The 13717-nt window shown below is 72.2% G+C and carries 12 protein-coding genes; 2 read left to right on the plus strand and 10 right to left on the minus strand.

What is annotated here, in order from left to right:
• Positions 1 to 82 precede the first annotated feature (82 nt).
• Positions 83 to 1012, plus strand: a complete 930-nt coding sequence (locus AVL59_RS33720; RefSeq protein WP_067312328.1) for an LLM class F420-dependent oxidoreductase — start codon at positions 83 to 85, stop codon at positions 1010 to 1012.
• 32 nt (positions 1013 to 1044) lie between these two features.
• On the opposite strand, the gene AVL59_RS33725 is transcribed toward AVL59_RS33720, so the two are convergent.
• Together AVL59_RS33725 and AVL59_RS33730 are read right to left on the minus strand one after the other, a co-directional pair.
• Complete coding sequence (locus AVL59_RS33725) at positions 1045 to 2742, minus strand: flavin monoamine oxidase family protein (RefSeq protein WP_067312330.1); 1698 nt, start codon at positions 2740 to 2742, stop codon at positions 1045 to 1047.
• Between the two features lie 49 nt (positions 2743 to 2791).
• A complete protein-coding gene (locus AVL59_RS33730) occupies positions 2792 to 3580 on the minus strand; it encodes a carbon-nitrogen hydrolase family protein (protein ID WP_067312333.1) in 789 nt (262 codons plus the stop codon).
• A 306-nt stretch (positions 3581 to 3886) separates the two neighbouring features.
• Between AVL59_RS33730 and AVL59_RS33735 the strand changes: the two genes are divergently transcribed.
• Positions 3887 to 4438, plus strand: a complete 552-nt coding sequence (locus AVL59_RS33735; protein ID WP_067312336.1) for a Repetin — start codon at positions 3887 to 3889, stop codon at positions 4436 to 4438.
• Positions 4439 to 4493: 55 nt separating this feature from the next.
• Here the strand turns inward: AVL59_RS33735 and AVL59_RS33740 are convergent, their stop codons facing one another.
• The 8 genes from AVL59_RS33740 to AVL59_RS33775 form a co-directional block, all read right to left on the minus strand.
• On the minus strand, positions 4494 to 4877 hold the full coding sequence (locus AVL59_RS33740; RefSeq protein WP_237281760.1) for a DUF742 domain-containing protein: 384 nt from the start codon (positions 4875 to 4877) through the stop codon (positions 4494 to 4496).
• 7 nt (positions 4878 to 4884) lie between these two features.
• The gene (locus AVL59_RS33745; protein WP_079147144.1) at positions 4885 to 5322 is read right to left on the minus strand and encodes a roadblock/LC7 domain-containing protein; all 438 of its coding nucleotides are present in this window, start codon (positions 5320 to 5322) and stop codon (positions 4885 to 4887) included.
• Positions 5312 to 8002: a nitrate- and nitrite sensing domain-containing protein gene (locus AVL59_RS33750; protein WP_079147145.1), complete on the minus strand. Its 2691-nt coding sequence runs from the start codon at positions 8000 to 8002 to the stop codon at positions 5312 to 5314. The genes AVL59_RS33745 and AVL59_RS33750 overlap by 11 nt, the downstream gene beginning before the upstream one ends.
• Positions 8003 to 8094: 92 nt before the next feature.
• The gene (locus AVL59_RS33755; RefSeq protein WP_067318073.1) at positions 8095 to 9561 is read right to left on the minus strand and encodes an HAD-IA family hydrolase; all 1467 of its coding nucleotides are present in this window, start codon (positions 9559 to 9561) and stop codon (positions 8095 to 8097) included.
• 14 nt (positions 9562 to 9575) lie between these two features.
• A complete protein-coding gene (locus AVL59_RS33760) occupies positions 9576 to 10652 on the minus strand; it encodes an ABC transporter ATP-binding protein (RefSeq protein WP_067312339.1) in 1077 nt (358 codons plus the stop codon).
• A 3-nt stretch (positions 10653 to 10655) separates the two neighbouring features.
• On the minus strand, positions 10656 to 11474 hold the full coding sequence (locus AVL59_RS33765; RefSeq protein WP_067312341.1) for an ABC transporter permease: 819 nt from the start codon (positions 11472 to 11474) through the stop codon (positions 10656 to 10658).
• A complete protein-coding gene (locus AVL59_RS33770) occupies positions 11459 to 12358 on the minus strand; it encodes an ABC transporter permease (RefSeq protein WP_067312344.1) in 900 nt (299 codons plus the stop codon). Before AVL59_RS33770 ends, AVL59_RS33765 begins: the two co-directional genes overlap by 16 nt.
• Positions 12355 to 13515 (minus strand): ABC transporter substrate-binding protein, encoded by a 1161-nt coding sequence (locus AVL59_RS33775; protein WP_067312347.1) that lies wholly within the window; start codon positions 13513 to 13515, stop codon positions 12355 to 12357. Before AVL59_RS33775 ends, AVL59_RS33770 begins: the two co-directional genes overlap by 4 nt.
• Between the last annotated feature and the right edge of the window lie 202 nt (positions 13516 to 13717).

Genomic DNA, 13717 nt, shown 5'->3' on the forward strand with positions numbered 1-13717 from the left:
CAACCCCGCCCCGCCGAGCCGGAACTCCGCCGTGATCGCTGTACGTTGAAGCGGCAACCGATCGCGAAGGAGCACTCGGCACATGGCGACCAGGCTCGGACTCGGCCTTCCGCAGAATCGGCAGTACGACCTCGGCAAGGACGTGCCCGACGTGGCACGCACCGCCGAGCGGATCGGATACGACAGCCTGTGGGTCTATGAGCGGGCCCTGTTCCCGGAGCCCGCGACCCAGGGTCTGTACGGCGTCGAGGGCCTGCCCTGGCCCGACTCGTACCGCGACGTGGCGGAACCACTGGTCACGCTCGCCCTGGCCGCCGCGGCCACGGAGCGGGTCCGGCTGGGCTCCAGCGTGCTGGTCGCGCCCCTGCACCAGCCCTTCCAGCTGGCCAAGTCCCTGGCCACGCTGGACGCGGCGAGCGGCGGCCGGGTGATCGCCGGCTTCGGCACCGGCTGGTCGCTGGACGAGTACGCGGCCGCGGGCATCCGGCCGATCGCGGAGCGCGGCGAGGTGCTGGACGAGATCATCGACGTGTGCCGCGCGGTGTGGGGCCCCGACCCCGTGCGCCACGACGGCCGTATCACCAAGATCGAGTCCGCCGTGGTGGGCCCGAAGCCGGCCCGGCCGATCCCCATCATGCTGGCGGCGGGCAGCAAGAAGGCGCTGATCCGGCTCGTCGACCACGCCGACGGCTGGCTGCCGGTGGGCATGGGCGTGGAACAGATCGCCGCACAGTGGCAGCGGCTGCGGGACCTCGCGGCCGAGCGCGGTCGCAAGGAGCCCATCCAGACGGTCCTGCGGGTGAACGCGGAGTACGCGGCGAAGGCGTTCGACGGGAAGGGCCGTCAGCCCTTCCAGGGCAATGCCGACCAGATCGTGGAGGATCTGGTCGCACACGCTTCGATCGGCCTGGAGGAGATCCTGGTCGATCTGCAGGGCACTCCGCGCGACGCCGACGAGCTGAAGGACGTCGCCGCCGAGGTGTTCGAAAAGGCGCGGGCGGCCGGAGTCTGAGTCCGGCCGCCCGCGCCTTGGCTCGGTCCCGGTCAGTCCTCGGGCAGTTCCACCGGGGCGATCTCGTCGTAGACGTCACCCGGGCCGGGGTTGGCCGGGTCGGTCTCGCCGCCGAAGTGGTGCATGACGCCCCAGACCGCGTTCAGCGCGGTCTGGATCGCGCCCTCGGCCCAGCCGGCCGTCCAGGAGATGTCGTCGCCCGCGAGGAAGATGCCCCGCTTGTCCTCGGGCAGCCGGTCCTGCATGAAGTGCGTGAACAGGCGCCGCTGGTAGCGGTAGTGGCCGGGCAGGTTGGCCTTGAACGCGCCCATGAAGTAGGGCTCGTTCTCCCAGGAGACGGTCACCGGGTTGCCGATGATGTGCTTCCGGATGTCGACCTTCGGGTAGATCTCGCCGAGCGACTTCAGCATGACCTCCATCCGCTCGTTCGCGGACAGCGGCAGCCACTTCAGGCTGTCGTCGCACCAGGTGTAGGACAGGCAGATCACGGCGGGCTTGTCCGGGCCGTCGTCCAGCAGGTAGGTGCCGCGGGTCATGCGGTCGGTCAGCGTCATCGACATGACATCCCGGCCCGTCTCCTCGTCCTTGTCCAGCCAGAACGGCCGGTCGACGGGAACGAACAGCTTCGAGGACTCCATGTAGTGGGTGCGCTCGATCGCGGTCCAGTGATCGATCGGGAAGAGCGAGTCGTCGCAGGCGATCTTGGACAGCAGCATCCAGGACTGGGCGGTGAAGACGGCCGCCGTGAAGGTGCGGATGTCGCCGTTCGCGTCCGTCACGGTGATCTGGTTGCCCGCGGTGCGGTGCAGCCGGGTCACGGCCGGGCGCGGCTCGCCGTCCATGTGCAGGGACTTCAGCGAGGTGCCGTACGGCCAGTGGACGATCTTCTCCGGCTCGCGCTCCCACAGGCGCAGCGGCAGCTGCTGGGAGCCGCCGACGATACCGCGGTGGTGGTCGTCGGCCTCGGTGTAGACGACGCGCAGGATCTCCAGGATGGAGTTCGGGAAGTCGGTGTCCCAGCCACCGGTGCCGAAGCCGACCTGGCCGAAGATCTCGCGGTGCCGGAAGGACTTGAAGGCCTCGGAGTCGCAGAGGAAGCCGTAGAAGGTCTGGTTGTCGAGCTTCTCGACCAGCTTCGCCCAGATCTCGCGGATGCGCGGGACGTCGCGCTCGCGCATGGCGCGGTTCATGTCGGAGAAGTCGGCGCCCTCGTCGAGGCACTTGTTCCAGGCATCGGCGACGTCCCGGTACACCTGGGGCAGGTCGCCGACGGTCTCGGCGTAGTGCGACTCGCCCTTGAGGTCCACGACGGTGGACGGGGTGGCCTCGGCCAGCGGGTTCGGGAAGGGCTTGGTCTCCAGGCCCACCATGTCGATGTAGTGCTGGAGCGCGGTGGAGGACGGCGGGAAGCGCATCGCGCCCAGCTCGCAGTTGAGCGACTCGTCGCAGCCCTCGAACCCGACCGTGCGCAGCCGGCCGCCGATCTGGTCCGCCTCGTAGACGACGGGCTTGAGGCCCATCTTCATCAGCTCGTAGGCGGCCACGATGCCGGACAGACCGCCGCCGATGATCGCGACCTCGGTGCCGTGCTCGGTCGCGGGGATCTGGCCGAGGCCCGCCGGGTGGGCGAGGAAGTCGTCGTAGGCGTAGGGGAAGTCCGGGCCGAACATGGTGATCGGCGGCTGCTGCTCGTCGGCGTGCTCGACGGCGTTGGGCACCGTGGACGTCATGGGGTACGGACTCCTTGCGCGGGGGTGGTACGGGTGAGGGCTCGGGGGGTCAGACGAGGGACCCGTACAGACCGGGGCGGCGGTCCTTCAGGTACGGGTTGGCCTCACGGGAGGCGGCCAGGAAGACGGGGTCCGCGTCGGCGAGGACCAGCTCCTCGCCGCGGCCGGCGCGGGTGCGGGCGATGCCGTCGGGACCGGCGAGGACGGACAGTCCGACGAACTCGAACTCGCCCTCGGGGCCGACCCGGTTGACGTAGGCGACGTACATCTGGTTCTCCCAGGCCCGCACCGGCACGAGGGACTCGGCGACGAACTGGAAGGGATGCATCTGGGCGGTCGGTACGACGAGGAGGTCGGTGCCGGCCAGGGCGTGGGCGCGGACGTTCTCCGGGAACTCGACGTCGTAGCAGATCATCAGGCCGACGGTCAGGCCGTTCAGCTCGGCCTGGACGACCGGCTGCTCGCCCGGAGTGAACTGGTCGCGCTCGAAGCAGCCGAAGAGGTGGGTCTTGCGGTAGTTCGCGAGCCGGGTGCCCTCGCCGGAGATCAGCTGGACGGAGTTGTAGACGGTCTCGCCGTCGCGCTCCGGGTAGCCGTAGGCGATGGCCAGGCCGTGCCGGGTGGCGATCTCGGCGATCGCGTCGGCCGAGTCGCCGTCGGCGGGCTCGGCGAGGCGGGCGACGGCGTCGCCGATCGCGTACCCGGTCAGGAACATCTCCGGCGTGGCCAGCAGCGCGGCGCCCGCGGCGGCGGCCCGGCCCGCGGCCTCGTCGAGGACCTTGAGGTTCTCGACGACGGAGCCGGGGCGGCCGGAGCTCTGGAGCAGGGCGGTGCGCATGCGGGTTCCTCACCGGAAAACGGGGTTTGGGGGGCCATAAAGAAGGTACGGTCGGCGCGCTCGGCCGGACAAGAAGGAGCCGTTGCGCGCCGGTGAGCGGTTCGTTGCGTGAGCCGGGGGTCGGACGGCGATTCGTTGCGCGCCCCCGGGAACGGTTCCCGTCCTCCCTGAGACGCAGGTCATGGCGGGGCCTCCCCGCCGGACGGGGGAGGCGGGGTGCCGTCTGCGGGCCGATGTGCGCGGGGCGCGGCGCCGGGAGAGTGGTGAGCGTTCAGTTCACGCGCTTGACCTGCGGAAAGGACCGTCATGCAGCGTCGTACGAAGATCGCCGCCGTCACCTTTGCCACCGCCCTGCTGATCACCGCCGGGACGGCGGGGGCGGCGATGGCCTCAGGAGGCGGGACGCACCATCCCCAGCGCGAGGCCGCCTCGCTCACCGGCACGGCCAAGCTGTTCCGGTCGGCCGGGGACGACATCACCTTCTCCTTCGACGCGCATCTGGCGCCGAAGGACAACATGAACCCGCGGAAGGCCACCGGCACCTTCGCGTTCAGTCACTACCTGCACGGCGACGGCGCCTGGGCCAAGGCGAAGGTGGACTGCCTGGTCACGGGCGGGAAGGTCGCCGTCGTCTCGGGTGTGATCACGGCCTCGGACCTGCCCGGGGCGAAGGGCAGGCGGGTCGGCGTCACGGTCCACGACCTCGGCCGGCACGACCGGCTGGGCTACAGCTGGGCGGGGGTCGGCAGCCCCACGGACACCAAGGACCTGCCGCCGTGCGTGTCGTCGGCTCCCTTCGAGAAGGTGAAGCAGGGCACGGGTGACTTCAAGGTCGTCCCGTGGAACCCGGCACTGTGAGCCCCACCCGGCGTACCCGGGCTTCGCCGCGTCGCCGCGGCCGCCGGCGCCGCGGCTACAACTCCCTCAGCCGCTCCACGATCTCCCGCAGCAGCCCCGGATCGGCGGCCGGACCGGTGACCGGCAGGCTCCGGGGCGGGTCGATGCGGACCAGCCCCGCCTCGGCCAGGTCGCCGAGCAGGACCCGGACGACGGTCAGGGGCAGGTCGGCGTCCGCCGCCAGCTCGGCCACGGGGCGCGCGCCCCGGCGGATCAGGTCGAGCAGCGAGGCGCGGGCATGGTCGAGGTCCGGGTGTGCCGCGCCGTCCGGCTCCAGCGCGGTGACCCGGGACATCAGGTCGAGGGCGTGCCGTTCCGAGGGCCGGGTACGACCCCTGGTCACGGTGTAGGGACGGACCATCGACCCGGTCTCGTCCTCGTACCAGTGCTCGTCGCTCACCGCGGGATCAGCGGGCCGAGCGGGTGGCGGCGTCCAGGTGGCGGCCGAGGCGGCGGACGAGCAGGGCCATCTCGTGGGCGAGCTGTCCGACGTCGGTGCTCGCCTCGCTCAGCACGGCGAGGCGGCTGCCGTGGCCGGCCGGGGTGATGAAGAGATAGGCGTCCTCCAGCATGACCATGGTCTGCCGCACCTGCCCCGCACCGAACCGCTCCCCCGCCGAGCGGGCCAGGCCGTGGAAGCCGGAGCAGACGGCGGCCAGGTGCTCGATGTCCCGGCGGCGCATGCCCTCCGAGCAGCTCAGCGGGAGGCCGTCGGCGGTGAGCAGCACGGCCTGGCGGACGTGGTCGGTACGGGCCACGAGGTCGTCGAGCAGCCAGCCGAGGTCCGTACCGGGCGCTCCGGCGGGCAGGGCCGCGTTCTCGGGGTTCTGGTCGTCACCGTGCATCGTCGGTGTCCGTCCCTTCCTCGGCGTGGGCGGTGGCGTGGGAGGTGGCGTCGTCGGGCGCGGTGGGCGGTTCCTGCGGCGCGGCGGGCGGGAAGCCGGGCACGCCGGCCGAGCCCGCCGCGGTGCCGGTCCGGTCGTCGTCCTCGGCTGTCCCGGCGGCCTCGGTGGCCGCCGGCAGGCCCTTACGACCACGGTCCAGGCCTCGCTGGAAGGCTCCGAAGATCGCCCGCATCTCCTCGGGGCCGACCTCGCGCTCCGGGCCGGTCGTACGGGGAGGCGGTTCGTCGCGCAGTTCCGGAACGAGGGAGGCCTGGCGGGTGCGGGTGGGCAGGGCCGGGGCGGTCTGCGGGGCGGAGGCGTCGGGCGTGGGGGTGTCCGTCGCGGGGGCGTCCGACGCGGGGGCGTCCGACGCGGGGGCGTCCGACGCGGGGGCGTCCGACGCGGGGGCGTCCGACGCGGGGGCGTCCGACGCGGGGGCGTCCGACGCGGGGGCGTCCGGCACAGAGGAGTCCTCCACAGAGGTTTCCTGCCGCGCGGGCCCGGGTGCGGCTGCGGGCCGCGGTGTGGAGCGCCGTCTGGTGGGCAGCTCCAGCACCGGCGCCTTCCGTTCGACCGGTGCCGGCCGCTCGGCCGGCTCCGATCGCTCGACCGGGTCCAGCCGTCCGACCGGGTCCAGCCGTCCGACCGACCCTGACCGCGCTGCCGACAGCGACCGCTCCACCGGCCCCAGCCGCTCGACCGCTCCCGGCACGTGCGCCGCCCCCACCGGCTCCACCTCCGCCAGTACCCCTTCCGGGAGCAGCACCACGGCCGTCGTACCCCCGTAGGGCGAGTCCCGCAGGCTCACCTCGATGCCGTGGCGGGCGGCGAGGCGGCCGACGACGTACAGGCCGAGCCGGTCGTGCCGAGTGGGGTCGAAGGCCCCGGCGTCGGTGAGGGTGCTGTGGGCCTGGGCACGCTGCTCGTCGTCCAGGCCGAGCCCGCGGTCGTCGATCTCCAGGACGAAGCCGCTGCCGACCCGTCCGGTGCGCAAGGTGACCTGGGTGTGCGGCGGCGAGAACACCGTGGCGTTCTCCAGGAGTTCGGCGATGAGATGGACGACGTCGGCGACCGCGTCCGCGGCGACGCCGACCTCGGGCATCGGCGGCACCACCACGCGCGCGTAGTCCTCGATCTCGCTCACCGCCGAGGCGACGACATCGGCGACGGGCACCGGCCTGCGCCAGCGGCGGCCCGGGGCCGCGCCGGAAAGGATGATGAGGCTCTCCGCGTGCCGGCGCATCCGGGTGGTCAGATGGTCGATGCGGAACAGCTGGCGCAGGATGTCCGGGTCGTCCGTACGCCGCTCCAGCGTGTCGACGAGCTTCAACTGGCGGTGCACCAAAGCCTGGTTGCGGCGCGCGATGTTGAGCAGCACCGCGAACAGGCCCCGGCGCAGGGTGGCCTGTTTGACGGCGGCCTCCACGGCGGCCAGGCGCGCCGTGTTGAAGGACCGCCCGACCTGGCCGATCTCGTCGTCCCGGAGCTCGTCGGCGGCGAGCGGCGGCGCCTCGGCGAGCGCGTCCACCTCGTCACCGGCGCTCAGCCTCCGCATGACATCCGGAAGCTGTTGCGCGGCCAGCACGTCGGCGGCGTCCCGCAGGATCTCCAGGCGGCGCGAGATGCGCCGGGCGCCGCGCACCGCGAGCCACAGGGACAGGGCGACGGCGGCCAGCCCGACGGCGCCGACGACGGCGGCCTTGGTCAGCTCGTGGTAGGCGAAGGCCCGGCCGCGGGTGGCGGAGTTCTCGGCGGACCGGGTGCACAGCTGCATGTAGCGCTTGACGGCGCGGTCGGTGGTCGTGCGCCAGGTGTCCGCCGCGACGGCCTGACCGGCCCGCCCGGCACCGGCGCGCAGCAGCGCGTCCTCGCCCCGCGCCAGCGAGCGGTACAGGTCCCCGCGCTGGAAGTCCTCGAAGAGGCCGCGCGAGTCGGCGGGCAGGTCCGGAACGTACGTCCGCTCGAAGACGCGCCGGTCCTCGATGGTCGCGGTCAGGGTGTCGTACTGCCGGTCGGTCAGGGTGCCGGCCGCCCGCGCCCCGGCGACCAGGGCGTCCTCGCGGGAGACGAACTCCCGAACCCGGACCAGCTCGATGACGACCTGCGCCTCCCGGGCCAGTTGCCCGGCCTGGAGTGCGGTGAGTGTGGACTGCACGTCGAAACCGGGCTCGACCAGCGCGCTGTACTCGTCCACCGCCCGGTCCCAGGTGATGTCCCTGGACAGCACGTGCTCGCGCAGCCCCTCCAGCTTCCCGGTGGCGGCGACCATGGTGTCCAGCGCCTGCCGCTGCCGGTCCGTCAGCCGGCCGCGGTCCCCGTCGCGGACCGCCTGCCGCAAGGCGTCGACGGCCCGGTCGGTGCGGCGCTGCTGCCCGAGCAGCGCGCCCGCCATGGACGTGTCCAGGCGGGCGCCCAGATAGGCGGCGGACATCCGGCGCTCGATCTGGATCTGCCCGATCGCGGTGTCCACGGGGGTGCCGAAGTCCTCGTACACCCCCTGGAGCCGGATCAGCGCGCGCGTCTCGGCGGTGACCGACACCATGGCGAAACTCCACAGGGCCATCAGGGCGACGGCCGGGGCGAGAGCGAGCGCCACGATCCGCGTGCGGACGGTGGTGGGACGGCCGACGGGCCAGCGCATGGAGTACCTAACGGTGTTACCAGTCAGTAAGAGCGGGCACAACCTACGGGATCGTCATCCGGTCCGCAATGGTGACCTGCGGTAACCCCGGGTCACTTGCCGGGCAGGGCAAAGGTGGTGACCACCGCGGCGTGGTCGGACGGCCAGTCGTTGCCCGCGACGTCGGGCCACGGGCGCGGGGTGCCGGCCACGAGGGTCCGCGCGTCCCGCACGGCCAGGCCGCCGCGGTGCAGGACGTAGTCGATCCGGTCCTGCGGCTCGGGCCGTCCGCTGCCGTCGTGCACCGGATGGATCGGCGACCAGGTGTGTCCCGGCTCGGCCGCCGGGTCCGGGTGGGCCTCGCGGTAGGAGTCGGCGAACCCCGCCTCCTCGGCGGCACGGGTCACCGGCCAGGCCACGTCCGGCCGGTCCAGGTGGGAGGGGCAGTTGAAGTCGCCGACGAGGACGACCGGGACGCCGTCGGCGCACGACTCGGCGATCCGGCGCAGCGTGTCCCGCATCTGCCCGAGCCGTACGTCCTCGTGGGCGATCAGCTCGGGCGCGCCGAGCCCGTCGAAGGCGGCCTCGTAGGGGCCGTACGGCGTGTAGTGCAGGTGGGCGGTCCACACGTCGACCTCACGGCCGGGCGCTACCTCGATCCGCACGCCGGCGGCGCCGTAGAAGCCGACGTCGGGGTCCCCGAAGCGGGCGGTGACGGGGTGCCGGCTGATGACGCCGAGGTTCTCGCCGGCCCGGTGGTGGTGCCAGCCGAGCGCCTCGGCCAGTTCCTGGGCGGCCGTACCGGCGGTCTCCTGGAGCCCGACGACGTCCGCGCCGCTCTCCAGGACGGCCTTGACCTGCTTGGCGCGATGGTCGTCGACCTCGCTGCCGCCGAGCCACAGGTTCCAGCTCATGACGCGGAGTTCGGGCAGGACCATCCGGCACAGCTCCTCGGGTGTGACGCCGAGGAGGCTGTCGCGCACGGTCCGCCCGGGTGCCGCGCCGATCGGCGCGAGGGAGGGCACGGCGAGTACGGCGCACCCGGCGGCCTCGGCGGAGGCCACGCCGGTCTCGGTGTCCTCGACGGCGACACAGGCGGCCGGTTCGACGCCGAGGGCCCGGCAGGCGGCGAGGTAGGGATCGGGGGCCGGCTTGGTGCGCGCGGTGTCGTCGGCGGTGACGGAGACCGCGAACCGTCCGGCGCCGAGGGCGTCGAGCACGACGTCGGCGACCGCGCGCGGGGACGCGGTGACCAGCGCGGTGGGGACACCGGCCCGGGCCAGCGCGTCCAGCAGGTCCAGGGCGCCGGGGCGGGGCACGATGCCGGTGCGGACTCGGGCGGCGAACTCCCGGTGCAGCTCGGCCGCGAGGTCGGCCTCGGTCCGCCCGGTGGCGGTGCCGAGCCAGGCGGCGGTGTACTCGACGGGCCGGCCGAGCACCTCCGGCTGGTCGGCCTCGGTCAGCGGGCGTCCGGCGACCTGCTCGACCGCCTCCCACCACAGGCGCTCGGTGTCGACGAGCGTGCCGTCCATGTCGAACAGGACTGCCCGCAGTGGGAGTAGAGGGGTGTGGGGGGTCACGTTGTTGTCGTTCCTCACTTCTGGATACGTTCGGCCACCAGCACCGGCCGCTCGGGCAGCGACACGCCGACGGCGGTTCCGGCGCCGAGCCCGGTGGCCTCGTGGGCGGGCAGGTCGGCCTTGGCTTCGGTGCCGTCGGCGAGCCGTACGGTGACCCGGACGACGGCGCCCAGGAAGGCGGTGGCGACGACCCGGGCGCTGCCCTGCTCGTCGGCCCGCACCTGGACGGACTCCGGCCGCACCAGCACGTCGACCGCGCCGTCCGGCACCTCGCCGTCGGCCGGCAGCCGCCGGCCGAGCACCTCGACGGTGCCGTCCTTGAGCTCGCCCGGGATCCGGCTCATCGTGCCGACGAACTCGGCGACGAAGGCGGTGGCGGGACGGCCGTACAACTCGGCGGGTTCGGCGCACTGTTCGAGGCGTCCGGCGCGCATGACGGCGACCCGGTCGGCGACCGAGAGGGCCTCCTCCTGGTCGTGGGTGACGAAGAGGGTGGTGATGCCGAGTTCCTGCTGGAGGCGGCGGATCTCCTCGCGCAGGGTCAGGCGGACCTTGGCGTCCAGCGCGGACAGCGGCTCGTCGAGCAGCAGCACGCGCGGGCGCAGGGCGAGGGCCCGGGCGAGCGCGATGCGCTGCTGCTGGCCGCCGGAGAGCTGGTGCGGGAACCGCTCCCCCTTGTCGCCGAGTCCGACCAGCTCCAGCAACTCGGCGGCGCGGGACCGCCGTTCGGCCGTGCGGACCCCCCGCATCCGCAGCCCGAAGGCGACGTTGTCGACGGCGTTCAGATGGGGGAAGAGGCTGTACGACTGGAAGACCATCCCGGCGTCGCGGCGGTGGGCCGGGACATGGGTGACGTCCTCGCCGTCCACCAGCACGGCGCCGGAGTCCGGGTGTTCGAACCCGGCGAGCATGCGCAGCGCGGTGGTCTTGCCGCAGCCGGAGGGGCCGAGCAGGGCCAGGAACTCCCCCGGGCGGACGGTCAGGTCGAGCCCGTCGAGGGCGACGGTGGCCCCGAACTCCCTCCTGAGACCCCGGAATTCGACGGTGGCGGCCTTTTCGGCGGTCGCCTTCTCAAGCGTGGTGACGGTCATGGTTCATCCCCGGGAGGAAGCGGTTCGGGAGCGTCCGCCGGCACCGGCGAGCGCGAGCAGCAGGGCCCAGGTGACGAGCAGGCTGAGCACGGACACGGCGACGGACATCTGGGCCTGCGAGCCGCCGACGTTGTAGATCCACACGGCGAAGGGCTCGTAGCCGAGCAGGTGGGAGACGGTGAACTCGCCGAGCACCAGCGCCAGCGTGAGGAAGGTCGCGTTCAGCAGGGCCCCGCGCAGGTTCGGCAGCACGGCCCGTACGAGGGCCTGCGGCCAGGAGGCGCCGCAGCTGCGGGCGGCCTCGACGAGGGTGCGCACGTCGATGGCGCGCAGGCCCGCGTCCAGGGCACGGTAGACGAACGGCAGGGCCATCACGACGTAGGCGAGGACCAGCACCACGGGGAAGTTCTCGTTCTGGATCACCACGAACGTCTCGAACAGCGGGGTGCGGGACAGATGCTCCGGGCCCCACTTCAGCACGGTCACGATTCCGGCGACGAACGCGATCGGCGGCACCACCAGCGGCAGCGAGCACACCACCTCCACCACCGGCCGCAGCTTGGGCGCGCCGAGCCGCAGCGCGACCACGGCGGGCACCATCAGCAGGAGCACGACGGCGATGGTGGCCACGGCCAGCTCCAGCGAGAGCAGCAGGCTGGAGGTGAAGCCGGTGGTGGAAAGGATCTTGGTGTAGGCGTCGAAGGTGACGCCCTGGCCGGGCACGTCGACCGTGAAGATCACGGACGCGGCGAGCGGTACCAGGAAGTACAGGGCGGCCAGGCCGAGGACGGCCCAGCGCCAGGGGGTCAGGCGTCGAGCCATCGGGCGCTCCGTCGTTGCAGGGGCAGATACACGGCCATGACCAGGCCTGCCACCAGCACCATGTCGAGGCTGAGGGCGAGGGCGACGTTCTCCTGGCCGACCAGCACGTTGCCGGAGAGGGCGTCGGCGATCTGCAGCGTGACGAGCGGGACCGCGCTGCCCACCATCGCGGCGGCGGTGGCGTAGGCGGCGAAGGCGCTGCCGAACAGCAGGACCAGACCGCCGAGCAGGGAGGGCGCGAGGACGGGCAGGGCCACGTGGCGCCAGTACTGCACACCGGTGGCGCCGTTGTTCAGCGCGGCCTCCCGCCACTGGACGCGCAGGCCGTCCAGGGCCGGGGTGATGGTGAGGACCATCAGCGGGATCAGGAAGTACAGGTAGACGAGGACCAGGCCCCAGAAGCTGTACAGGTTCCAGCCGCTGTCCTTCAGACCGAGGTGCATGGTCAGCACGCCCGCGTTGCCGAGTGTGGCGACGAAGGCGAAGGCCAGCGGGACGCCGCCGAAGTTGGCGAGCACGCCGGAGGCGGTCAGCACGGCCTCGCGCAGCGCGCGGGAGCGGGAGCTGACCACGGCCTGCGCGAGCGGCAGCCCGAGCAGGGCACCGAGCCCGGCGGAGATCGCCGACAGCTTGACGCTGCCGATCAGCGCGGTGAGGTACGGGCCCTGCAGCGAGGTCGAGAGGTTCTGGACCGTGTAGGAGGTGGCGCCGGTGGTCTGGTCCTTGACCGTGAAGGCGCCGTCGAGGATCGCGAGGGCGGGCAGTCCGAAGGCGATCGCCGTGAACACCAGCAGCGGCACCACGGCGAGCCAGCCGGGGGCGCGGCGCCGCCGCTTCGCCGAAGCGACGGGCGCCACGTCCGCACGCGGGAGAGCGGCGGTCATCCGGAGACGGCCTTGCCCCAGCCCTGAGCGATGACCGTCTTGGCCTTGCTCTGCTGGGCCTCCGTCGGGAAGGACGGCGTACCGGTGACCTTCGGCAGCTTGGCGGCGGCCGTCTTGTCGAGCGTGCCGGCCTTGTCCATGGTGGTCATCAGGGCCGGGCGGGCGTAGCCCTTGAGCCACAGGTTCTGGCCCTCGGCGCTGTAGAGGTACTCCTGCCACAGGCGGGCGGCCGCCGGGTGCGGGGCGTCCTTGTTGATGGCCTGGGAGTAGTACTGGGCGTACTGGCCGTCGGTGGGGATGGTGACCTTCCAGTCGACGCCCTTGGACTTGAACTCGTCGGCGTAGCCGGCGTTCAGATAGTCCCAGTCGATGCTGATGGGCGTCTCGCCCTTCTCGACGGTGGCGGGGGTGGACTCGACGGGCGTGTAGTTGCCGTTCTTCTTCAGCTTGGCGAAGAAGTCGAGGCCGGGCTGGATGTTGTCGAAGGAGCCGCCGTTCGCGAGCGCGGCCGCGTAGACGCCGCCGAAGGCCGAGCCGGACTTGGTCGGGTTGCCGTTGAGCGCGACCTGGCCCTTGTACTCGGGCTTGAGGAGGTCCTTGAAGGTGGTGGGGCAGGTCTTGACGCGCTTGGCGTCGCAGCCGATGGAGATGTAGCCGCCGTAGTCGTTGAACCAGCGGGCCTGCGGGTCCTTCTGGCCCTCGAGGATGTCGGCGTAGGAGGCCACCTTGTAGGGCGCGAGCAGGCCCTGCTGGGCGGCGCTGAGCGCGAAGGAGCTGCCGAGGTCGAGGACGTCGGGGGTGCGGTCCTGGCCCTTGCGGGAGGTGACGGCGTTGATCTCGTCCTGGCTGGAGCCGTCGGGGCTCTCGTCCTCGATCTTGATGCCGTACTTCTTCTGGAAGCCGTCGATGATGGCGCCGTAGTTCGCCCAGTCGCGGGGCACGGCGATGATGTGCAGCGTGCCCTCCTTCTTGGCCGCCTTGGCGAGGGCGTCGACGCCGCCGAAGTCGGCGGCCGAGGTGGCGGTGGCGGCGCTCTTGCCGTCCTTGGTCTTGGTGGACGCGTTGTCGGGGGCGGCGCCGCAGGCGCTCAGCGCGAGGGCGGCGACGACGGCGAGGGAGCCGCCGAGGACGGCGTTTCTCGGCAGGGACACGGTCACGGTCTCTCCAGGGGTGCGCACGGGGGATCGATGCGGTGCGAAGTGAGAAGTACGGAGAACTTGTCTGAACAAGTTGCGTCACAGTACGCCCGTCACAGGTGTCCTGTCTGTAAACCGTGGCGAAACTCTGGACCCAACTTGTCTGCACAATCCAGACCGTTACAGATCACGCTCAGGTCTCGATTAGGCTGGTCACGCTGTG

Source organism: Streptomyces griseochromogenes (genome assembly GCF_001542625.1).
In the GTDB taxonomy this organism is placed as follows: domain Bacteria; phylum Actinomycetota; class Actinomycetes; order Streptomycetales; family Streptomycetaceae; genus Streptomyces; species Streptomyces griseochromogenes.

Coding starts and splice junctions, on each gene's coding strand:
- AVL59_RS33720 (WP_067312328.1), top strand. CDS start 83: ATGGCGACCAGGCTCGGACTCGGCCTTCCGCAGAATCGGCAGTACGAC.
- AVL59_RS33745 (WP_079147144.1), bottom strand. CDS start 5,322: ATGCACGGTGACGACCAGAACCCCGAGAACGCGGCCCTGCCCGCCGGA.
- AVL59_RS33725 (WP_067312330.1), bottom strand. CDS start 2,742: ATGACGTCCACGGTGCCCAACGCCGTCGAGCACGCCGACGAGCAGCAG.
- AVL59_RS33765 (WP_067312341.1), bottom strand. CDS start 11,474: ATGGCTCGACGCCTGACCCCCTGGCGCTGGGCCGTCCTCGGCCTGGCC.
- AVL59_RS33760 (WP_067312339.1), bottom strand. CDS start 10,652: ATGACCGTCACCACGCTTGAGAAGGCGACCGCCGAAAAGGCCGCCACC.
- AVL59_RS33735 (WP_067312336.1), top strand. CDS start 3,887: ATGCAGCGTCGTACGAAGATCGCCGCCGTCACCTTTGCCACCGCCCTG.
- AVL59_RS33730 (WP_067312333.1), bottom strand. CDS start 3,580: ATGCGCACCGCCCTGCTCCAGAGCTCCGGCCGCCCCGGCTCCGTCGTC.
- AVL59_RS33770 (WP_067312344.1), bottom strand. CDS start 12,358: ATGACCGCCGCTCTCCCGCGTGCGGACGTGGCGCCCGTCGCTTCGGCG.
- AVL59_RS33750 (WP_079147145.1), bottom strand. CDS start 8,002: ATGCGCTGGCCCGTCGGCCGTCCCACCACCGTCCGCACGCGGATCGTG.